This is a genomic window from Sunxiuqinia sp. A32, assembly GCF_052690465.1.
The window spans coordinates 1-22936 of record NZ_JBQYLI010000025.1; the positions used below are offsets into that span (position 1 = coordinate 1).

Annotated in this window: 21 protein-coding genes; 13 read left to right on the forward strand and 8 right to left on the reverse strand. The window is 39.3% G+C overall.

What is annotated here, in order from left to right; all coding sequences use genetic code 11:
• Window positions 1-199 precede the first annotated feature (199 nt).
• The 7 genes from ACUNWD_RS18890 to ACUNWD_RS18920 form a co-directional block, all read right to left on the reverse strand.
• Window positions 200-901, reverse strand: coding sequence for a hypothetical protein (locus ACUNWD_RS18890; RefSeq protein ID WP_445589422.1), 702 nt, complete (start codon window positions 899-901; stop codon window positions 200-202).
• A 153-nt stretch (window positions 902-1054) separates the two neighbouring features.
• Complete coding sequence (locus ACUNWD_RS18895; protein WP_445589423.1) at window positions 1055-1987, reverse strand: hypothetical protein; 933 nt, start codon at window positions 1985-1987, stop codon at window positions 1055-1057.
• Between the two features lie 151 nt (window positions 1988-2138).
• The gene (locus tag ACUNWD_RS18900) at window positions 2139-2552 is read right to left on the reverse strand and encodes a DUF4288 domain-containing protein (protein ID WP_445589424.1); all 414 of its coding nucleotides are present in this window, start codon (window positions 2550-2552) and stop codon (window positions 2139-2141) included.
• 89 nt (window positions 2553-2641) lie between these two features.
• A complete protein-coding gene (locus ACUNWD_RS18905; protein WP_445589425.1) occupies window positions 2642-3802 on the reverse strand; it encodes a tyrosine-type recombinase/integrase in 1161 nt (386 codons plus the stop codon).
• Between the two features lie 157 nt (window positions 3803-3959).
• Window positions 3960-4895 carry a carboxypeptidase-like regulatory domain-containing protein gene (locus tag ACUNWD_RS18910; RefSeq protein ID WP_445589426.1) on the reverse strand — a complete coding sequence of 312 codons (936 nt, stop codon included), beginning with the start codon at window positions 4893-4895 and terminating at the stop codon, window positions 3960-3962.
• Window positions 4896-5409: 514 nt separating this feature from the next.
• Window positions 5410-6393, reverse strand: a complete 984-nt coding sequence (locus tag ACUNWD_RS18915; protein ID WP_445589427.1) for a hypothetical protein — start codon at window positions 6391-6393, stop codon at window positions 5410-5412.
• Window positions 6394-6590: 197 nt separating this feature from the next.
• Window positions 6591-7406 carry a hypothetical protein gene (locus ACUNWD_RS18920; protein ID WP_445589428.1) on the reverse strand — a complete coding sequence of 272 codons (816 nt, stop codon included), beginning with the start codon at window positions 7404-7406 and terminating at the stop codon, window positions 6591-6593.
• 134 nt (window positions 7407-7540) lie between these two features.
• Between ACUNWD_RS18920 and ACUNWD_RS18925 the strand changes: the two genes are divergently transcribed.
• Entirely contained in the window at window positions 7541-9601 is a 2061-nt protein-coding gene (locus ACUNWD_RS18925) for an acetate--CoA ligase family protein (RefSeq protein WP_445589429.1), read from the forward strand.
• 523 nt (window positions 9602-10124) lie between these two features.
• On the opposite strand, the gene ACUNWD_RS18930 is transcribed toward ACUNWD_RS18925, so the two are convergent.
• Window positions 10125-12281, reverse strand: coding sequence for an elongation factor G (locus tag ACUNWD_RS18930; protein ID WP_445589430.1), 2157 nt, complete (start codon window positions 12279-12281; stop codon window positions 10125-10127).
• Window positions 12282-12580: 299 nt separating this feature from the next.
• Between ACUNWD_RS18930 and ACUNWD_RS18935 the strand changes: the two genes are divergently transcribed.
• The 12 genes from ACUNWD_RS18935 (at window position 12581) to rplV (ending at window position 22930) form a co-directional block, all read left to right on the forward strand.
• A complete protein-coding gene (locus ACUNWD_RS18935) occupies window positions 12581-14770 on the forward strand; it encodes a peptidase domain-containing ABC transporter (protein WP_445589431.1) in 2190 nt (729 codons plus the stop codon).
• 64 nt (window positions 14771-14834) lie between these two features.
• Entirely contained in the window at window positions 14835-16142 is a 1308-nt protein-coding gene (locus ACUNWD_RS18940; protein ID WP_445589432.1) for an HlyD family secretion protein, read from the forward strand.
• A 204-nt stretch (window positions 16143-16346) separates the two neighbouring features.
• Window positions 16347-16721, forward strand: coding sequence for a 30S ribosomal protein S12 (gene rpsL / locus ACUNWD_RS18945; protein ID WP_445589433.1), 375 nt, complete (start codon window positions 16347-16349; stop codon window positions 16719-16721).
• 108 nt (window positions 16722-16829) lie between these two features.
• Window positions 16830-17306 (forward strand): 30S ribosomal protein S7, encoded by a 477-nt coding sequence (rpsG, locus tag ACUNWD_RS18950; RefSeq protein ID WP_445589434.1) that lies wholly within the window; start codon window positions 16830-16832, stop codon window positions 17304-17306.
• A gap of 48 nt (window positions 17307-17354) precedes the next feature.
• Window positions 17355-19466: an elongation factor G gene (gene fusA, locus ACUNWD_RS18955; protein WP_445589435.1), complete on the forward strand. Its 2112-nt coding sequence runs from the start codon at window positions 17355-17357 to the stop codon at window positions 19464-19466.
• 20 nt (window positions 19467-19486) lie between these two features.
• Window positions 19487-19792 carry a 30S ribosomal protein S10 gene (gene rpsJ / locus ACUNWD_RS18960; protein ID WP_027472457.1) on the forward strand — a complete coding sequence of 102 codons (306 nt, stop codon included), beginning with the start codon at window positions 19487-19489 and terminating at the stop codon, window positions 19790-19792.
• Window positions 19793-19814: 22 nt separating this feature from the next.
• Window positions 19815-20432 (forward strand): 50S ribosomal protein L3, encoded by a 618-nt coding sequence (gene rplC / locus ACUNWD_RS18965; RefSeq protein ID WP_445589436.1) that lies wholly within the window; start codon window positions 19815-19817, stop codon window positions 20430-20432.
• Window positions 20432-21061: a 50S ribosomal protein L4 gene (gene rplD / locus ACUNWD_RS18970; protein WP_445589437.1), complete on the forward strand. Its 630-nt coding sequence runs from the start codon at window positions 20432-20434 to the stop codon at window positions 21059-21061. The genes rplC and rplD overlap by 1 nt, the downstream gene beginning before the upstream one ends.
• A gap of 12 nt (window positions 21062-21073) precedes the next feature.
• Window positions 21074-21364, forward strand: coding sequence for a 50S ribosomal protein L23 (rplW, locus tag ACUNWD_RS18975; RefSeq protein ID WP_445589438.1), 291 nt, complete (start codon window positions 21074-21076; stop codon window positions 21362-21364).
• Between the two features lie 9 nt (window positions 21365-21373).
• Window positions 21374-22198: a 50S ribosomal protein L2 gene (gene rplB / locus ACUNWD_RS18980; RefSeq protein ID WP_445589439.1), complete on the forward strand. Its 825-nt coding sequence runs from the start codon at window positions 21374-21376 to the stop codon at window positions 22196-22198.
• Window positions 22199-22213: 15 nt separating this feature from the next.
• Window positions 22214-22480, forward strand: a complete 267-nt coding sequence (rpsS, locus tag ACUNWD_RS18985; protein ID WP_445589440.1) for a 30S ribosomal protein S19 — start codon at window positions 22214-22216, stop codon at window positions 22478-22480.
• A gap of 36 nt (window positions 22481-22516) precedes the next feature.
• Window positions 22517-22930, forward strand: coding sequence for a 50S ribosomal protein L22 (gene rplV / locus ACUNWD_RS18990; RefSeq protein WP_445589441.1), 414 nt, complete (start codon window positions 22517-22519; stop codon window positions 22928-22930).
• Window positions 22931-22936: the final 6 nt, after the last annotated feature.

Sequence of the window (22936 nt, forward strand, 5' to 3'; positions counted from 1 at the left end):
ATTTTCAGTCGTGTTAATACCTCCCCGAGTTTTTAACAAAATGATGTTAGGTTTTTAGACAGTCTGACGGTCACTTGTATGTGGTCGGGCGGGATTTCGAAAAGAAATCCTGTCAGACCCGCAGGAAAGTGGGACGAGGTCTGACTTGTCAGACCGCTAAAACCCCCGCCTGCCATATACAAATTGTTAGCAGCTGCTTTTATTGTTTTGGCATAAAGGCATCAAGATACATTGTCAAAGTTTTAAATTGACTTTCATCCAATGGTTCTTTTTGTTTATTAATAGCTTTTACAGCTCTATACCTAGTATAAACTCCAACGCTGCTAGAAATTTTCCTTATTTTATCTTCTAAACTTTCCAAAGTTTTTGATAAAAACTCTGGCTTTATAAATTCAATTATACTTTGTGTTTGCTTATTTATATCCTCCGTGTCATGTGGAAATTCATTTTTTAAAGAGTTTGAATAGTTTGATAGCATATCAATTATCTTAAAAAATTCATTTTCTCCAAAAAGCTTATACGCTGCAATTGGGTCTACTGATGATAAGTCTTCAAGAGACTTTTTATAATTCGCGTCTAATTCTATTATTCTTTCTGCTGTTTCTTTTTCTCTCAGGTTGCCAATTAGATGTTGGTATAAAGCCGCTAAATACCTTTTTGAATTTTCATCTTGTTCATCTTTTGGAAGTCGTTCCGAAATCTTTCCAGTCACAATGTCAATAAACGGTTTGATATCCAATTGCTTCAAAGTGAAATATAGTTCCAGTAAATAGAAAAGGACTTTCTTTTTTATTTTTTTGTCTTCCTTTCTTCCTCTTAAGAGTTGACTGATTTCATTTAAAAGCCATCCAAATCCAATGCTCAGAATAGCCGTAATGTAAGTCCAAATACCTTGTTCCATTTATTCGTTGTGTGTATTTAAAGTTGCTGCTAACGGTGGTGGTATGAGGTCGTGGCGGTCAGACGAGAGTCTGAGTGTCCGACCGAAACTGAGGTTGGGACGAGATTCGACTTGTCGAATCCGCACAAACCCAGCCATGCCTTATACCACGTGTTAGCAACAGATTTTTTCAAAATATGATTTCATTATATCCTTTACAAAACTTTGCATTTGTATTGTTTTAATATTTAGATGTTTTGTTTCTGTTATTCCATCATGAACAAATTTTGACCTTAAGTCATAGGCTTTGCTAAAGAAGTCAGAAGCTTTAAATCCATTATATTTTTTGTCGTTGTCAATTAAATTATCTACAAGATTCTTTCCACTTCTCTTTATTGATACCTTTTTCAACGAGTTTAAAGAGCCGTCAATTGATTTCTTTTCATCTGGATTTATTTTTAATTTGTTTATTCTTTTAATATAAGAGTCCAATGAGTTTTGTAATCTTTTTGATACTTTGGGTTGTTCGATTAGTGCTTCCAACGCTGACATTTGAAGAATAAATCGACCAGTTTGATTTACAATGGTTAGATAATTAGATGAATTGTATATTTCGATTGCGCGCAAAAGCTTTTCATGGTTTTGATATTTTAAGCCAACATATTTGTTTAGTAGGCTTTCGAATGTTTTAATATTAATGTTTCCATGCAATGTTAATGGATTCATTCTCATAAACTTTGTTCCAGAAGGAACAACTTTAACGCCAATATAATCTTCTTCAATTTTAATTTTTGCTTCTGAACTCAAACTTTCAAGGAAAGACTTTGAAATTCCAAATGATTTTAGCTTTGGATTAATTAGTATGCCAATATCCGATTCTAAACACAAAAGATACAATGCGTCGATTATTTTTTGAACTATTTTATTGTCAATTTGAAAATCAAAATCTTTTGATTTAAATGTGTACGTACGATAAATTGATTCTTCTGAGGTTTCCACATTAAAAATGAGAGAACCTTGTTCAAGTTCTAAAACTAGTTCTTGGTCATTATCCAATTTGAATGAATAATGTTTTGGAATTACAAATCTTATTCTCAGAAAATCCATTTATTCAAATTTGTTGCTAACGGTTGGTACATGTTATCGGGGCGGATTTCGGAGAGCGTTCCTGTCCGCCAGCTGGCGGACATAGAACTGCGAAACGAGAATCCACAGTTGGCGTATCACCGAACCCGCCCTGCAATATGTACCGTGTTAGCTACTGTTTTTTATTCAATTTTTGTTTTGGTTTTATTGATTCCATAAGTTCTTGCTTTTCATACGGCATTCTCATTGTTCTACGATTACTAATAAAACCGTAATCTGTCCACATTAATTCCGCTCCATCTTCAATGTCCTCATAGATTGGTAGTAAATCTCCAATTCCAACAAAAATCCATTCCATTTCAATTTTGTCCGCATTGGTGAATTTGTACTCACTTTCTTTTCCAAGTTTAACTGCTTTGTCAAAAGCTTTTTCTGGAGAATTAGCTTTAATTAAATGGTGATTCCCCCATGTTATAACTCTCCTTAAATCTTGTTTTTCGTCTCTTTCGACAGGTTCACATTTCTCGATAATCTCAACGATATACCAGTTTTTATTTTCGTTCGATATTTTCTCCTGTGATTTCATTTTTTCAAAATTGTAGCTAACTAGTTTATATGTGTAATAAAGTTATCTTATATCGCAACGTAAGCAGTGATATGTGTAACTTCTTTATCTTATATCTCAAGGTCATCAAATGGATTTTTAATGTTTTGTAAACTGCGGCGACTTACATGGGTGTATATCTCCGTTGTTGTAGATGACTTGTGTCCCAAGAGCTCTTGGATATACCTTAAGTCTGTTCCATTCTCTAACAAGTGCGTTGCGAAACTGTGTCGTAAGCAATGAATAGTGTACGGTCTGTTGATTCGGGCCTTTTTCATTGCCTTTTCAAAAACTTTCTGCAAACTGGAAGCTGTTAACGGTGTTCCTGCAAATTGCCCCTCAATCAGGTATTGTTCGGGTTTATGGGTATGGTAATATTCTTTAATTTTGTTTATTATTCTGTCGCTTAAAGGTACAATGCGGTCTTTGTTACCCTTCGAGTTGATTACAGATAGTATCTTCCTTTTCGAATCAAGATGTTCCAACTTTAGGTTGACTAACTCTCCTCTCCTCAGGCCACATGAATAGATCATCATCATGGCCATTTTATGTTTAGGATTAGTAATTGCATGAAAAAATCGCTCCAAATCTGGCTTGTTAAATACTTTCGGTAGCGGCTTCGCTTTCATCGGACGCTCAATGTTCTCAAGCTGCAATTGCTGGCAGTAATGTCTCTCATAGAATAATTTTAAGGCGCTTACAGTTTGGTTCTGAAAGGTCGGGCTCAGTCCGTGTTTCATGATAAATTCGTTATTGAAACTGGTAATGTCTTCATTACTGATCATTTCCGGTGCCTTGGATGCGTAAAATCCAAAAAAGATTTCAAGCTGATGGATGTAGGTTTTAATACTATTTTCGGAATATCGTTTCTGTTCCATCCATTTTTTAAACGATTGGATTTTTTCGTGTACATCATCGGTCAATTGCGCTTTAATGGCTTTTAGGTTATAGCGCGGTCTGTTAGGCACTGATTCTTTACTTATCAGGATATTTCTCTCTTTCTTTAACCCTCCGTAGTCCACCCAGGCCTCCCCCCGAAAAGCTTCAAAAAATGTATGCAAATCAAACGCAACTTCTGGTATATACCAACTTTTCAGTGTTTTACTCCATCGTATTCCTTCGAATTGTTTCAACCTTTCATGAATTTCATGCTGATAATCAAAGCGAATCAAAACCACTGGCTGGTCTCGATGTGAAGAGTAACTTAGATGTATTTTGTTATTCTGGGGCATTAAATCGTTTTCAAAATCGAACGTAAGTTAATAAACGTATTTCAATTATTGTTAATTTAAGTAAAGCTGTTTTACAAAAAAGAAATCCCCGAGGATTTTCCCCGGGGATCTGACACCCTAATTTGATTTATAATTATTTAATGAAATTGTGTGAATCTTAAAGCTTGGTTAAGCTAACATTCATAGTCGTTAGTTCACCTTCGTTTACATAAACCGTCAGGCTTTGTTCGTTGTAGCCTTCTTTTTGCAAATGGGCAAGGTAGGTGCCGGTATCCATGTCTTTTATATTGAAACCTCCCTTTTCAGCAGTTTGTTTAATAACCGAAGCAACTTCTTCACTTGCTTCTGCTTTGCTTAGGTTTCCATCTTTCCAGAAGGTGACCGTTACACCTGGTATCGGTTCCCCGGTTTGCGAATTAAGCACTTTTGCGCGCAAGCTTAATTTACCGGCACCGTAATCAATAATTTTACGTGCAGATCTGTATCCCGCATAAAAAATAGCTTCGCTTAAGCGTATGATTTCTACAACTGCATCCATATTGCCAATCGCTTCATTCCCCTCGGCAAATAACTCCGACAATTCGCGTGTTGCCTGGGTCTTGCTTACTTGCTCCACGCGTGGTTGTGCCATAATAAGCTTGTAAGCATCAATTGCCTGTTGAAGGGCTGTTTGCGTTTCTTCACTAATCTGGTATTCACTAAGCGATGCCAGGTTGCTTTGAGCTCGATCGTAAATAAGTTGACAAGTATCTGCCAAAATCGTATCAGGCAACTGTTTAAGTTCCCATTCCGAAAAGCTAATCTCTTTCAATAACTTCGTATTCTTCGTTAATTTGGCGTAGGCACTTAACTTGCGCGAACTGTCAGCTGCCAGTTGGGATAGCTGGTCGCGTATTTCAATTTTCGAAAGTGTTGTCCCGGTAATGTCCGTTGCCTGCTTTTCCGAAACTGCATGAATCTGTGTGCAGGTTGTTTTTAGAAGATCGAAATTCGAACTAAAAGCGGGTAAAGAACTCGTGACTGTTGTATCTTTTTCACAATAATCTACAACTGACAAAAACATACTAAATCGGTTTTCTTGTTTTCGATTCATAATGATATTTTTTTGTAAATAGGGTGACATATGAAATTAGGAACCAAATTAGGTCAATAAAACATAAAAGACAAGGTGTTTATCAGATTTATTTCTTTAGACGAGTGTAATTTACTGTTTGTATCCCTGTGTTTTTCTTATAAGTAGAACTAAATTGCATGTTTTATTGTGTTTTTAGAAGTCAACCATATGTCTGTCTGAAGCCTCGTGTGACAGATCCGTAGGTGTGCGATGCTGTTATGTATATGTCAAATAGAATTCCGGATGTGTCATTTTCGAATCCGAACGTGCAGGATTGATATCCGCTTAGGTTATATTCCATTCCGTAAAAATCAGATGAAAACCCGATGAAGCCGGAAACGCTTCCGAGCCTGTCAGAAGCGATTAGGTATCAGTCAGGCGATATTACGCAGCAATCAAGCAGTGTTCCGTGTCTGTCAAATGAGAATCCGTACAGGTCAGATGCTATTCCGTTGTTACCAGATAGCTCAACCTTGCTGCAAAACGATTTTCTTTAGTTGCCAAATCGGTAAATCAACGAAAGCTGTTGAGATTGGTCAATGTCGCTTCCATCAACCAGGTGAAACGAAAGATTGAATTTTCCCTGTAAATGGTCAGTGTTCAGGAATTTCCAGTACAAATCGGTGCGAATGTAGCTGTCCAGATCATAAAAACGATCGCCATTGGTAATATGATGGCCTTGTCCCTGATGCCAGGTAGTTCGCAACGCAAAATTTTTGATTTCTCCGTAAAGTTCACCAACAAAGCTCCATGCTTTTAAATAGCCATCCGTAACGCTGCGTTCCCTGAACAGCGAACCCAGTGTACCAGCTTTTACATACGCTTTCTCGATAGGAATGAGCTTCGTTAAATCGGTGCCAAGGTAAAAAGCCATGGCTGCATTGTCCTGAATATGCACCTCTGGGCCATGTTCGAGCGCGTGGGCATAATGATACATGATTAGGTAGTTCTCAAAAAACAAAGGTTCAACGTCCATCCGTCCCAGGAAACCGGCAAAAAATGATTCCCGCACAGTTTCTGTTTGTCGTCCGGTCCAGTCAACAAAACCAGCCTGATAGCCCCAGTCCCACGAATATTTTCCGTACATCCCTTCAATGTTTGGGCGGTAATACTGAATGGTGTCAGTAAGCATCGATAAAGGAAAGTTGAGGATTTCCATGCGTGGAAAAGCCCCAAAGTAAAAATCTGTTTTCGTATCTGTAAAATGATAATAAGCCGTTAGTTGAGGTTTGTTGTAATCCAACTCACTTCCAAATTCAAACAAATGGCTTATTCCAATTCGGAACTGGTGATTTCCATCCAGGGTCGTTCCGAATTCCATACTCGTACGTTCCCCTAAAATGGTTTGCGAGTTTGCGTATCCACTCGAAAATTCCCGGTTATCGCCAATGCCCTGAAACAACACATCGTATTCCAACTTCTGTGAAAATGAAATCAAACTTACAAAAAGCAATAGGGAGAGTAGTATGTAACGCATGTCGTGGTTTTTAGAATACTCAAAAATAGAAAAAAAGCTGGAAGCGTGAGGTAAATTGTCATTTCAATAAACGAGATACCCAAAAAACGATATTTAGGATTAACAACCGTCCTCCCTTCTCCGTTCTCCATCCTCCTAGTTCCCTTCTCCCCAAATCCCTCAGTCCTTCAATCCCTCAGTCCCTCAATCCTTAGTCGCTAGTCGCAAAGAATATACATATCCTTCTTCGGGTTAATACACAGCACTGGCAGATCCCCAGACTTTTTGATAATCTTCGTTTCCGGCAGGCCGATCATCAAATCAATTAGGCTAATGTTTTTGCTGGAAGGAATGATCAACAGGTTTGAATGATTTTGAACGCTTTTATTCAGTGCTTCCCAAGGCAAGCGAAAACTGCCATTGTTTGCTTGTTCAAATGTTACATCCAGATGCAATTTATACAAAAGCTTTTCGATAAACTTCAGGTTCTTTTTGGTCTTTTTCTGATTGTCGGAATCTTTATCGTTCGCGCCCAGCACAACAACCGACGATTTATTGAAACGTCCAAAATAAGAGGCCCAAAGCGAGGTGTCTTTCATTACTTTTCGGAAATCAACGGGAAGCAAAACCTGGTTGTATTGCAAGTATTCCGCGGTATCGGCTTTTACAAACAAAAACGGAATTGGGCTCGATTGCAATGCCTTTATCTTGTGCTTCAGCTTTTCATCGGTAAGAACAAGCAAGATTGCATCGTATTGCTCCGCCACTCGTTCAATGGTATCTTCCAGCTCTCCCTTTAAGGTCAGACTGGAAATCGTCATTCCCGGCAGGTCTTTTTTTAGTTTTCGAATGATCATGGTTAAGCTTTTCTGAACGGCAAGCTTTTCATTCCGATCTTTCTTCCCTAAGGCATGAAAAAGGCAAAGTTCCTTTTTAAAGATGTCTGCCATTCTTGCTCCATGCACAATTCCAATGTTCATCGATTGCGAAAAATCGCAATAGACCATGATCCGTTGTTCCGATTGATTGTTCATTCTGCTCCCAAAACTATTGATTTTTTTAGGAAGTAAAAATTGCGAGTTGTTTTATAATACCTCTAGGGAATGAAAAATATCAGGTGTCTTTGAGAATGGATTCCCTACATTTGAATATCAATAATTGAAAAGGAATGCTAAATAGAGAAATGATCAGTCCCCGAAGTATTGCAGTTATTGGGGCATCCAATAATATTTCGAAACCGGGAGGCAAGCTTCTCAAAAACCTCATTGATAATAATTTTAAAGGTGACTTGTATGTAGTCAACCCGAAATCAACAGAGGTGCAGGGAGTATCGGCTTTCCCTTCGGTTGATGATTTGCCAGCGGTTGAATTAGCAGTGCTGGCCATCCCGGCAGCTGCTTGTCCTTCGGTGGTTGAAATCCTATGTAAGGATAAAACAGTCAAAGCGGTGATTATCATTTCAGCCGGATTTAGTGAAGAAAGTGATGAAGGGAAGAAGCTGGAAGAGCAAATTGTTGCAACTGTTAATAAGTACGGAGCTTCCCTGATCGGCCCTAATTGTATTGGCGTATTGTCTCCCTGGCATGCCAGTGTGTTTACCACGCCTGTTCCAAAGCTCGATCCTCGTGGGTGTGATTTTATTTCCGGCTCGGGGGCTACTGCAGTTTTTATCATGGAGTCCGGAATTCCCAAAGGCCTGCACTTTGCCAGCGTTTTTTCCGTTGGTAATTCTGCTCAAATAGGAGTGGAAGAGGTGCTGGAGTATTTAGATGAAAACTTCGATCCCAAGCATAGCACAAAAGTAAAGTTGTTGTATCTCGAAAGCATTCACAATCCGGATAAATTATTGAAACATGCTTCCTCCCTGATTCGAAAAGGCTGTAAGATTGCAGCGATCAAGGCGGGTTCAAGTGATGCCGGAAGTCGGGCTGCTACTTCCCATACCGGGGCAATGGCTAGTTCCGACCTTGCAGTGGAGGCGCTTTTTCGTAAGGCAGGAATTGTTCGCTGCTACGGTCGCGAAGAGTTAACTACTGTGGCAAGTGTTTTTATGTGTAAAAAGATGAAGGGAAAGCGAATGGCCATCATTACCCATGCCGGTGGGCCTGCCGTTATGCTCACGGATGCATTGGAGGCTGGTGGCTTGCGAATTCCGCACATCGAAGATTCTCCAAAGAAACAGGCGTTGAAAGAGAAGTTGTTTCCCGGTTCATCCGTTGAGAATCCAATCGACTTTCTGGCTACCGGCAATGCTGAGCAGATGGGGGCAATAATTGATGCCTGTGAAAATGATTTTAATGAAGTGGATGGAATGGCAGTTATTTATGGTAGTCCGGGCTTATTCCCTGTGCGGGATGTGTACCAGGTGCTGGACAAAAAGATGCATACCTGCAAAAAACCCATCTACCCAATCTTGCCGTCGGTCATCAATGTTAAATCTGATTTGGCTTATTTCCTTTCTGAAGGAAATGTAAATTTTCCGGATGAAGTTTTATTGGGCAAAGCATTGACGAAGGTGTATCGAACTCCACGGCCTCATGACGATGGTGTTTTCCTCGATGGAGTGGATATTCCTGAAATACGACGAATTATTGATCATGCAAAGGATGGCTATCAACCTCCTGAGATTATCCATCGGTTATTCGATGCTGCCGGAATTCCAAGAGTGAACGAGCAGGTGGCTACGAGTTTGGAAGAAGCTGTCGAAATTGCCGGCGATATTGGTTTTCCATTGGTGATGAAAGTAATTGGTCCTGTGCACAAAACCGATGTTGGTGGGGTTGTTCTGAATATACGTGACATAGATACGGTGAAACATCAATTCAATCGTTTGATGAAAATACCCCATACCCATTCCGTTTTAATGGCCGAAATGGCTTCCGGAATTGAACTGTTTGTTGGTGCAAAATATGAAGATCGTTTCGGGCATGTCATTCTTTGCGGAATGGGTGGTGTTTTGGTGGAGCTTGTAAAAGATGTTACCTCGGGCTTGGCGCCGCTGGGAATGTGTGAGGCTTCATCAATGATTAAGAACCTGAAGTCATACAAAATCATTAAAGGGTATCGGGGGCAGGAGGGAGTTGATCAGCGTAAGTTTGCTGAAATCATTGTTCGACTTTCCAGTTTGCTTCGTTTTGCAGTCGAAATCAAAGAGATGGATATTAATCCGTTATTGGGGAAAGGTGATAGGATTTTAGCAGTGGATGCCCGAATTCGCATAGAAAAGTAGGTGAGCTTTTGGTTGAAATACCGAACTAGTCGTTTTTCTTTAAAAGGCATTCATTATTTGATGTTGTCTCTAGTTGTTTTTGCCTTACGATTCGATGCCATCTTTTTATGTTTATCAGTTAATTTTCAAGGTTTACAAGCAAATCCGCCTTTTTTTATTGATCCCGAAATCAAAACAAAATCTTAGAGAAAAAGAGAAGTTCCGAGTGTTCGAGGAAATCACTCTTTTGAACTTAGGTTTTGTGAAGATAATGGGGAAAATAAAAATCAGCCTTGAATTTTCTGCTTCGTCTTTGCTTCAAGGCAAAGATGAAGGCTTCCGGCAGGAGAAAAAACGCTGTTTAATAACTGTCGATCTTGATGAATTCCACAATGATCTATGAAATGGTATGTTTCCCTCACTTTTTAAAGTGTGATCAACTCATTGATCAACTCTCACAGCTAAAAATAAAGAAACCCCGGATTGGCTGATCCGAGGCTCTTTCATTTTAGTTTAGATAACTATTCTTGGATTAGAATTGGTTCTATTCTTCTTCTTGCTCAGCAGCATATGCAGCAAGCAATTCGTCTTGTACTTCCTGAGGCACTTTTTCGTACTTGTCAAACTTCATACTGAAAATTCCACGTCCTTGAGTTAAGGAACTTAAAGAAGTAATATATTTATTCATTTCTTTTAATGGAACCTTGGCGCTGATTTTTTCATAGCCTTTTTCACTTCCCATTCCCATAATCAGGGCACGACGTCCTTGAAGATCACTCATTACATCACCCATGCGGTCACTTTGCACAAGTACTTCTAAATCGTAAACCGGTTCAAGAATTTTAGGACCAGCGTTTTTAAAGGCCATCGAGAATGCGTTACGACCAGCCAGTTTAAAAGAAATTTCATTGGAGTCAACGGGGTGCATTTTTCCATCGTAAACATAAACCCTGATATCACGGGCATATGAACCGGTTAATGGGCCTTCGTTCATTTTCTCCATAATTCCTTTCAGGATTGCAGGAAGGAAGCGTGCATCAATAGAACCACCAACAATACAGTTGTGGAAAATTAATTTACCGCCCCAGTCCAATTGGTGCTCTTCTGTATTTCTTACAGAAATTTTTTGCTCTTTGCCATTCATGTTGAACATGTTCTTTTCAGGAACGCCTTCAACATAAGGCTCAATAATCATATGAACTTCACCAAACTGACCCGATCCGCCTGATTGCTTTTTGTGGCGATAGTCAGCCTGAGCAGATTTGGTGATGGTTTCACGATATGGGATTTTAGGATCTTTGAATTCAATGTCGATTTTGAAAACATTGGTGTAATACCATTTTAATGTGTTGATGTGGTATTCTCCCTGGCAATGAACCAACATTTGCTTCAATTCTTTCGAATATTCTACGATGTATGTTGGATCTTCATCGTGAAGCTTTTGGAACATTTCACCTACTTTTTCTTCGTCAGATTCGTTAACAGCTTTTAATGCGACTGTGTGACGAGAGCTGGGGAATTTAATTTCAGCAAATTTATATCCGGCTGTTTTTTCACTCAAGGTGTTATTAACATTGACATCTTTCATCTTCACGGTGGCACCAATGTCACCGGCAATCATTTCTGATACTTTTGTTCTGGTCTTACCTGCAGAGACAAAAATTTGAGAGATGCGTTCTTTGTTACCTGTTTTAGCGATGATTAAATCCTGACCTTCTTTTACGGTTCCACTCATCACTTTAAAATAAGTGATTTCTCCAACGTGTTGCTCAATAGTGGTTTTAAACACAATGATGGAAGTAGCTGCTTTTTCACTTTTGTCAACAACCTTTCCATTAATTTCAGGAACTTCCACTGCTTCAGCAGGAGATGGAGTGATATTGCTAATGAATTCCATGAGTCGGCCAACACCTTTATTGTGTTTTGAATCGGCACAGAAAACAGGGAATAAGCTTCGATCTATCATACCCAGTTTAATTCCCTGGCGCATTTCATCCTCGCTTAATGATCCTTTGTCGAAATATAATTCCATTAAAGCCTCATCATTTTCAGCGGCCATTTCTACCAACTCGTTGTGTAGTTCATCGGCACGGTCCTTTTCATCTTCAGGGATATCCAGGATTTCAGGTTTTCCACCATCAGCAGGATATTTGTATAGTTTCATCTTCAATACATCGATGATTGAGTCGAAACCGGGGCCACTATTTACAGGATATTGAACGACAGTTACTTTATTGCCAAAAATGCTTTTTGCTTGGTCAACAGTTTGGTCAAAATTCACATTCTCATGATCCAGTTGGTTCATTAACAAGATCATTGGTTTTCCGGCTTGCTCGGTATATCTGCATACCGCTTCGGTACCTGCTTCAATGCCATGAGGGGTGTTTACAGTTACAACAGCACTTCCTACAACATGCAATGCAGAAATAACACTTCCACGGAAATCGTCCATTCCCGGAGTATCAATGATATTAATTTTTTTGTCGTTGCATTCGGTGTAAAGCACAGAGGAGAAAACGGAGTTGCCATAGTCGTGCTCAATAGGTTGGTAGTCTGAAACGGTGTTTTTGGAAGTTACTTCACCTCTTCTGTTTATCACTCCACCCTCAAACAGCATGGCTTCTGCGAGGGTGGTCTTCCCACTGCCGGCATTACCAATTAAAGCAATGTTCCGGATTTGATCAGTTTTATAGACTTTCATCTCGTTAGTTTATTTATTGGTTAAAATATCGGTTAAATACATCGGTTTTTACGATGGAGGACATCAAAATTAGTAATAATTTATTAACAAACAACGAAGCGCTATTTGAGGAAATATGTTATTAAAATGTTTTTGAAATTAGTCTTTATTGCAGGAATTTATTTTTTGTTTATGGAGAATGATATTTTACAAGTGAAACAGATTGTCTGCGTTAATTAACGGGCGATTGTGAATAAATAATCAACCATCCTTTCATTTGTACAATGATTTCACCTATTTTTATGAGGTAAATAAGCGATATGCCTCGTTTCCCTCATTACAAACAGCCCGATGCGATGGATTGCGGACCTACTTGTCTGCGGATGATTGCAAAATTCTACGGGCGTAATTTTAACCTGAATTTTCTTCGGGAACAATCACATATTTCTCGTGAAGGAGTTTCTCTGTTGGGCATCAGTGATGCGGCTGAGGCAATTGGCATGCGCAGCTTGGGAACTAAGGTTAGCTACGAGCAATTGGAGAAAGATGTTCCTAAGCCCTGCATTGTACATTGGGATCAGAATCACTTTGTGGTTGTTTATCACATTGCAAAGGGGAAGGTGTATGTTGCAGACCCTGCTTTTGGGTTGGTTCGTTATGATGAAGCTGAATTTAAAAAGCACTGGCTGGCAACGGTAGCTAAAGGAGAACAAAAAGGTATTTGTTTGCTGTTGCAGCCTACTCCTGAGTTTTATGAACAGGAAGATGATAAAACAGATAGGTCGGGATTCAACTTTTTGCTAAGATATGTTCGCCCACATCGAAAGCTTGTGGGACAATTAATGCTTGGATTTTTAGCTGCAAGCATCATTCAGTTGATTTTTCCATTCCTTACTCAAAGTATTGTTGATGTTGGAATCAATAATCAGGATTTAGGATTCATTTACCTGGTGTTAATCGCTCAGCTGGTTTTATTTATTGGTGGAACGACGATTCATTTTATTCGATCATGGATTTTGTTGCACATTTCAACTCGAATCAATATTTCTATTATTTCGGATTTTCTCATTAAGTTAATGAAATTGCCAATTGGCTTTTTCGATACTAAAATGACAGGGGATTTGATGCAACGAATTCAGGACCATCGTCGAATTGAACGTTTTCTGACCACTCAAACATTAAATATTCTTTTCTCATTTTTCAGTTTAATTGTATTTGGAATTGTACTTGCATTGTATAGCTGGAAAATTTTATTTGTGTTTTTACTGGGATCGGTTGCGTATATAATTTGGGTTTTTCTTTTTATGAAACGGCGTCGTCAGCTCGATTATAAGAAGTTTGCCCAGTTGTCCGATAATCAAAGTATGTTGATTCAGCTGATTACGGGTATGCAGGAAATTAAGCTGAATAACTACGAAAAGCAAAAGCGTTGGGAGTGGGAGCGTATTCAGGCTCGGTTGTTCCGGGTGAATGTTCAGAATTTGGCGGTTGACCAATATCAGCAGGCAGGTTCTGTTTTTATTAATGAAACAAAGAATATCATTATTATAGTGATAGCTGCTATGGCTGTGTTGAATGGTGATATGACCCTGGGTATGATGATTGCTGTTCAGTATATAATTGGGCAGTTGAATGCACCGCTGACTGAGATGATTAATTTTATGCATCTTGCTCAGGATGCAAAAATCAGTTTGGAGCGTTTGGGTGAAATTCATAAACAGGACGACGAAGAGAAAAAGACGGGCCCTAAATTGACGAGCTTACCTGTCGATAAATCGATTTATATTAAGGAATTGGTTTTTCAGTATGAAGGTCCTCACTCACCAAAAGTTTTAAACAATATTGAATTGACGATTCCCGAGAAAAAGTTGACCGCTATTGTTGGAACTTCGGGAAGTGGAAAAACTACCTTGGTTAAGTTGATTCTGGGGTTTTATCCCCCGGTTAGCGGGAAGATAAAAGTTGGCGATAGTGATCTGCAAAATTTCTCACAAGCGTGGTGGCGAACGAAAGTTGGAGCCGTAATGCAAGATGGGTTTATATTTTCAGATCCTATTGTAAATAATATTGTTGTTGGAGATGAGAATGTGAACAAAGATAAGTTGCTATTTGCTGTTAAAACTGCCAATATTCAGGATTTTATCGAAAGCCTTCCTTTGGGGTATAATACCAAAATAGGACAGGAAGGGCATGGATTAAGTCAGGGACAAAAGCAACGAATATTAATTGCCAGGGTTATTTATAAAAATCCCGATTATTTGTTCTTTGATGAGGCTACAAATGCGCTGGATGCAAACAATGAAAAAGTAATCATGGAAAACCTGGATAAGGTTTATGAGGGAAAAACAGTTGTAGTTGTTGCACACCGTTTGAGTACAGTTAAGAATGCTGATCAGATTGTAGTTTTGGAAAAAGGAGAGATTGTTGAGTTAGGGACTCATGAAGAATTGACAAAAAAGAAAGGTGCGTATTATAATTTAGTGAAGAATCAATTGGAGCTAGGTGGATAATTGATTCAATGATAAATGTCGAAATACAATTTAAATTAGTTAATCATTAATAATAAATTGAAAGTTGCCAGACAAAAGCGAACATATTGAAATAAGAAGTGACGAGGTTCAGGAGATTATCGGGAAATCACCTTCATGGTTATTGAGGAGTGGTTTAACTTTGATTCTCGCTTTTGTGTTGCTACTAATAGCGGCGGGGTGGCTTTTTAAATATCCAGATATCATCCGTGCGAAAATAGTGGTGCTTTCTGAAAATCCACCAGCACACATTGTTGCGCGAACCACTGGTAAGATTGATCAGTTGTTTGTGTCAGATAAAGATACGGTGGAGCGTGATCAGCTGATTGCTATTCTGGAGAATACGGCAAATCATGAAGACATGATTCAGCTGGAGGAAGATTTGAATGAGCTTGATCGTTTCTTCATTACTTTTGATACAACTTATTATAAGGAATTGAGCCTTGATTATAGTTTGGGTGATATTCAGGCAGACTTCTCTTCTTTTTTGCGCCTATATAATAATTATATAAGTTTCATTCGATTAAATTTCTACCCGCAAAAAATAGAATCGCTTAAGGAGCAGGTTCGTATGCAACGGATTTATTACGATCGGCTTTGGTCTCAAAGAAAAATTGTTGAGAATGAGTATGCAATTGCCCAGGAACAGTTCAAAAGGGATTCCGGTTTGTATGTGAGAGATGTAATCTCGTTAGTTGATTTTAAAAACGCCAAAGCTGCTTTGCTTCAGAAAAAATACTCTTTTAATGAGACTCGGACAAATCTGGCCAAGACCGAAAAAGATCGGATTGAAATGGAGCAGCAGGTGATTGGAACTGAAAAGGAATTCGAAGACCAAAAGCGAAAGCTTCAAACTGAATTGATCGAATCATTGAATGTCCTGAAAAGTCGATTGGATTATTGGGATAAGGCATTTGTATTAAAAACTCCGATTCAAGGTCAGGTTACCTTTACTACTTTTTGGAGCAAAAATCAGCAGGTAAAATCTGGGGATATCGTTTTTACTGTAGTTCCGGATAGTGATAGCAAAATAATTGGTAGGGTGACTCTTCCGCTGCGCGGAGCTGGTAAAGTAGAGCCGGGGCAGCGTGTGAATATACGATTTGATAACTTTCCGTATATGGAATATGGGATGGTTCGGGGGACTGTAAAGTCGATTTCATTGGTGCCATCCAATGATAATTATATTGCTGAGATTGATATTCCTCAGGACCTGAAAACAAATTATAATATTCCCTTAACATTTAGTCAGGAGATGAAGGGGGAGGTTGATATTGTGACCGAAGATCTTCGGTTGATTCAGCGTTTCTTCAATCCTATTAAATCCATCTTTAAGGATAAGGTTCTGAATTAAATGATTCTATATTGGCTTTTCTGCTGAAAAAAACAAAAAAACACACTTATTTATTCGCAAACTTATTTGAAAATTAGTACTTTTGCCCACCGTTTTTGGAGTGTTGTACCCAAAACGATTCTGTAAAGTATTGTTTTTTATAGTAATAAGGATATCTTTGCAGGCTGATTTTGAAGAAGTTTAATTGATAATAAAAATAGTTGTATGCCAACGATTCAACAGTTAGTAAGAAAAGGACGTACAGTACAGGTTGAGAAGAGCAAATCACGTGCCCTGGATGCATGTCCTCAAAGACGTGGTGTTTGTGTGCGTGTTTATACCACAACACCTAAAAAACCTAACTCTGCAATGCGTAAAGTAGCAAGGGTAAGGTTGACAAATGGAAAAGAAGTGAATGCTTACATTCCAGGTGAAGGTCATAACCTTCAGGAACACTCAATTGTGCTAGTGCGCGGTGGTAGGGTTAAAGACTTACCAGGTGTGCGTTATCACTTGATTCGTGGAGCACTGGATACCGCAGGGGTAGAAGGTCGCACACAAAGACGTTCTAAATACGGAACTAAAAGGCCGAAGAATTAAACGACATATGATCGTTTAGTGGTTTGGTTGAGTAAAGGAGGTCCAGAGTGGACAACTTGAAGCTCAAATCATTAACAACCAATTTGAATAACACTAAAAAAGAATAAAATGAGGAAATCGAAACCGAAGAAGAGGATCATTTTACCTGATCCAAAATTTAACGACGTTCTTGTTACAAGATTTGTAAACGACTTAATGAGAGACGGAAAAAAAACCGTTGCTTTCCAAATATTTTACGATGCCCTTGAAATCGTTGGCAATCGTATGAAAAACGAAGAAATCTCACCTTTAGATATCTGGAAGAAATCATTAGAGAATATCACTCCCGCTGTTGAGGTGAAAAGCCGCCGTGTAGGTGGTGCTACTTTCCAAGTTCCAATGGAGATTCGTGCGGAACGAAAAACTGCAATCTCAATCAAAAACCTTATACTATTTGCTCGTAAACGTTCGGGTAAATCTATGGCAGACAAACTGGCTGCAGAAATTCAGGCTGCGTTTAATGGTGAAGGTGGCGCCTTCAAGAAAAAAGAAGATACGCACCGTATGGCTGAAGCAAACCGTGCTTTTGCTCATTTCAGGTTTTAATATTGGTTTATTTTAGTTTAATAAGGATTAGATTATTGGTTTTATAACATGGCAAAGAAAGATCTCAGATATACACGAAATATTGGCATCATGGCTCACATTGATGCTGGTAAGACTACGGTGTCGGAAAGGATTCTGTTTTATACAGGATTGACTCACCGTATTGGAGAGGTGCATGACGGTGCAGCTACCATGGACTGGATGGAGCAAGAGCAGGAGAGGGGTATTACCATTACTTCTGCAGCAACTACCACTTTTTGGAAGCATGGAGATAAAGAACACAAAATTAACATCATTGATACTCCCGGACACGTTGACTTTACAGTTGAAGTAGAACGCTCTTTAAGAGTGTTAGATGGTACTGTAGCACTTTTTTGTGCTGTTGGTGGTGTTGAAGCTCAGTCTGAAACTGTATGGCGTCAGGCAGAAAAATATGGTGTCCCTCGTATTGGTTTCGTTAATAAAATGGACCGACAGGGAGCTGATTTCTTTAACGTTGTAAGAGAGGTTAGAGAAAAATTAGGAGCAAATCCAGTTCCAATTCAAATTCCAATTGGTGCAGAAGCTGCATTTGAAGGAGTTATTGACCTGATTGAAATGAAAGCCGTTAGATGGCATGAAGATCAGGAAATGGGAACTAAATATACCCTTGAAGATATTCCTGCCGAATTGGCTGAGCAAGCTGAAGAATATCGCGGACAATTAGTTGAAGCTATTGCCGAGCTGGATGATGAATTATTGGAACGCTACTTTGAGGATCCGGAGTCGATTACCGTAGCCGAAATGAACGCAGTAATTCGCAGAGCAACCATTGAGGGCGTAATTATTCCGATGATGTGTGGTTCTGCATTCAAAAATAAAGGTGTTCAGCGTTTGTTGGATGCTGTTTGTGAATATTTACCTAGTCCACTTGATAAAGGTGATTTGGTTGGTGTAAATCCACAAACTGATGCGGAAGTAATTCGTCATGCAGATGATGAAGAGCCTTTAGCTGCATTGGCATTTAAAATTGCAACTGACCCATTCGTTGGTCGTTTGTGTTTTGTGCGTGTTTATTCTGGTAAATTAGAAGCTGGATCTACCGTTTATAATTCTCGTACCGGGAAAAAAGAACGTATCTCACGCTTGTACCAGATGCACTCCAATAAACAAAATCCAAAAGATGTAATTGAAGCTGGTGATATTTGCGCTGCTGTAGGATTCAAAGATATCCGCACAGGAGATACTTTGTCGGATGCAAAACATCCAATTACATTGGAAAGTATGGACTTCCCCGTACCTGTAATTGGTATTGCTGTTGAACCAAAGACACAAAAAGATATTGATAAGCTTGGTATGGGGCTGGCTAAATTGGCTGAAGAAGATCCAACATTCCAGGTAAACACTGATGAAGAATCTGGTCAAACGATTATTCGTGGTATGGGTGAGCTTCACCTTGAAATTATCATTGATCGTTTGAAACGTGAATTCAAAGTTGAATGTAATCAGGGTAAACCTCAGGTTGCATATAAAGAAGCGATCAGTCAGGAAGTTGAATTGCGTGAAGTATTCAAAAAACAATCTGGTGGTCGTGGTAAATTTGCTGACATTATCGTAAAAGTTGGTCCTGCCGAAGCTGGCAAAGAAGGATTAACGTTTATTGATAGTGTAAAAGGAGGTCGAATTCCAAGAGAATACATTCCTTCTGTACAAAAAGGTTTTGAAACTGCAATGTTGAATGGTCCGTTGGCTGGATTCCAGCTTGACAGCCTTCAGGTTGAGTTGTTGGATGGTTCATTCCACCCTGTTGACTCTGACCAGTTGTCGTTCGAAATTTGTGGTCGTCAGGCATTCAAAAGCGCAGCTTCAAAAGCAGGTCCAAAATTGTTGGAACCTATAATGAAAGCTGAGATTGTTACACCTGAGGAATATATGGGTGATATTATTGGTGACTTGAACCGTCGTCGCGGCCAGGTTAGTGGAATGGAAGATAAAGCAGGAGCCAGAGTTATTAAGGCAACTGTTCCATTGGCTGAAATTTTTGGCTATGTGACAACACTTAGAACACTTTCTTCGGGACGTGCAACTTCATCAATGGAGTTCTCTCACTTCGAGGAAGTACCAAAACAATTGGCTGTGAAAGTACTTGAGGAAATGCAAGGAAAAGTAGAATTATTGTAATATAATTATTTAATCTCACTATGAGTCAAAAGATCAGAATTAAGCTGAAATCGTATGATCACAACTTGGTAGACAAGTCGGCTGAAAAGATCGTTAAGACTGTTAAAACAACAGGTGCAGTAGTAAGTGGTCCTATTCCACTTCCTACTCACAAACGTGTTTTCACTGTTTTGAGATCAACTTTCGTGAACAAGAAATCACGTGAGCAATTTCAGTTGTCTTCATACAAACGTTTGATTGACATTTACAGCTCTACGGCTAAAACAATTGACGCCTTAATGAAGCTTGAATTACCAAGTGGCGTTGAAGTAGAAATTAAAGTGTGATAACCTGTAAAAACAAAGTAAAATGACAGGATTAATCGGTAAAAAAATCGGAATGACATCCGTATTCAGTGTTGAGGGGAAAAATATCCCATGCACTGTGATTGAAGCCGGACCTTGTGTTGTTACACAAGTGAAGACGGTAGAAACCGATGGCTATAACGCGCTGCAAATTGGTTTTTCTGATAAAAAAGAAAAACACACAACAAAAGCAGAATTTGGACATTTCCAGAAAGCTGGAACTGAGCCAAAGCGTAAAGTTATCGAGATTCGTGATTTTGAAGGAGAGTACAAGCCTGGTGATACTATTACTGTGGATGCAATCAACGCTGAAAGTTGGGTTGACATTACTGGAGTAACAAAAGGTAAAGGCTTTCAGGGCGTTGTTAAACGTTACAACTTCGCAGGTGTTGGTGACAGCACTCACGGTCAGCACAATCGTTTGAGAGCACCAGGTTCGCTTGGAGCATCATCTTACCCTTCCCGAGTATTTAAAGGTATGCGTATGGCCGGCCGCAAAGGTGGCGATAACAAAACTGTTCAGAACCTTAAAGTTTTGAAAGTTATTCCTGAAACAAACCTATTAGTTGTAAAAGGATCAGTTCCTGGTGCGAAAGGATCATATGTAATTATTTATCAGTAATGGAAGTACAAGTATTAAATACAACAGGAAAAGAAACCGGAAGATCAGTTGATTTAAACGAACAGATTTTCGGTATTGAGCCTAACGACCATGCCATTTACCTGGATGTAAAACAGTATTTGGCTAACAAGCGTCAAGGAACTCATGCAGCAAAAGAGCGCGCAGATATTGTTGGAAGTACTAAGAAGATTAAAAAGCAAAAAGGTACTGGTACAGCAAGAGCTGGTAGCATTAAGTCTCCAATCTTCCGTGGTGGTGGCCGTGTATTCGGACCTCGTCCAAGAAATTACGGGTTTAAGCTGAACAAAAAAGTAAAAGCTTTAGCTCGTAAATCTGCTTTGACTTATAAAGCACAAGCAAGTGATATTTTGGTTCTCGAGGACTTCAGTATGGAAGCCCCTAAGACAAAGGAAATGGTGGCAATTAGTAATAATCTGAAAATTACTGATAAAAAGTCACTTTTCGTTTTACCGGACGAAAATAAAAATATATATTTGTCCTCCAGAAATTTACAGGGCATATCTATTATAACTGCTTCTGAATTAAATACTTACCAAATCATGAACGCGAAAAAGGTTGTCTTCTTCGAGAGTTCTGTTGGTAAAATTGAGGAACAATTTAAGCAATAAAGGGGGTAAAAAATGAATGTTTTAGTAAAACCCATAGTAACGGAAAAGATGACGGAGCAGGGAGAAAGCCTGAACCGTTATGGCTTTGTCGTGAAAAGAGATGCCGATAAAGAAGAAATCAAGAAAGCAGTTGAAGGCTTATATAATGTAAGCGTAGCTTCTGTAAATACTATGGTATATGGTGGTAAGAGAAAGAGCCGCTTTACCAAGTCAGGAGTTATTAATGGAAAATCATCTGCTTTTAAGAAAGCAATAATAACATTGGTTGAAGGTGATTCAATCGATTTTTATAGTAATATATAATAAATAAAAATGGCAGTAAGAAAATTAAAACCAGTTACACCGGGTCAGAGGCACAAAATCATTGGTGCTTTTGATACAATTACTGCATCTACACCTGAAAAGTCATTGTTGAAGCCCATGTCCAAAACTGGCGGTAGAAACAGCCAGGGACGCATGACAATGAGGTATATAGGTGGGGGGCACAAGAAGAGATATCGTGTGATCGACTTCAAACGCGAGAAAGACGGTATCCCTGCACGTGTTGAGTCTATTCAGTACGATCCAAACCGTACAGCCCGCATTGCACTGTTGGTATATGCCGATGGTGAAAAACGTTACATGCTTGCTCCTAACGGACTGCAAGCTGGACAAAACGTTTTGAGCGGTACAGGGATCGCACCTGAAGTAGGAAACTCGCTTCCACTTGGTGAAATACCTCTTGGTACATTGGTACACAACATAGAACTTCGCCCTGGACAGGGTGGTGTGATGGCACGTAGTGCCGGTACTTATGCGCAATTGACCTCTAGAGAAGGTAAGTATGCTATCGTGAAATTACCTTCCGGCGAATCCAGAATGGTACTCATTTCTTGTAGAGCTACCGTTGGTACTGTTGGAAATACTGAACACAACTTGGAAAGATCAGGTAAAGCTGGTCGTTCACGTTGGTTGGGAAGAAGACCACGCGTACGTGGTGTTGTAATGAATCCGGTTGATCACCCAATGGGTGGTGGAGAAGGCCGTTCTTCAGGAGGACACCCTCGTTCACGCAAAGGCTTGTTAGCTAAAGGTTACAAAACCCGTGCTAAGAAGAAAGCTTCCAATAAGTACATTGTAGAAAAACGCAAGAAATAATAAAAGGAGAAGAATATGAGTCGTTCATTAAAAAAAGGTCCTTTCATTGCATACAAGCTTGAGAAAAAAGTATTGACAATGAATGAAGCAGGTAAAAAGTCTGTGATTAAGACTTGGGCTAGGGCATCAGTAATCTCTCCTGACTTTGTAGGGCATACCATCGCTGTTCATAACGGGAATAAATTCATTCCAGTATATGTAACCGAAAACATGGTTGGCCATAAACTCGGTGAATTTGCACCTACAAGAACATTCAGGGGACATGCCGGAAATAAAAAATAGGCATGAGTTTCTCATTAACTTTTAAATGAATTCACGATGGGTGCTAGAAAAAGAAATAGAGCCAACGAACTAAAAGAAGCTAAAAAGACACAATATTTTGCAGTATTGAAAGACTGCCCAACTTCACCACGTAAAATGAGGCTTGTAGCTGATATGGTACGCGGAATGGAAGTTAACAGGGCTTTAGATGTCTTGAAATTCTCGCCAAAAGAAGCTTCTCGTAAAGTCGAAAAACTTTTGTTGTCAGCTATTGCCAACTGGCAAGCTAAAAACGAAGGTGTTCGCCTGGAAGAAAGTAATTTGTACGTAAAAACGATTGCAGTCGATTCAGGACGTATTTTAAAACGTCTGCGTCCAGCTCCACAAGGGCGTGCGCACAGAATCCGCAAACGTTCCAACCACGTAACTATTTACGTGGATAGTAGAAATGTTGATAACGATAACGAATAAATAGTA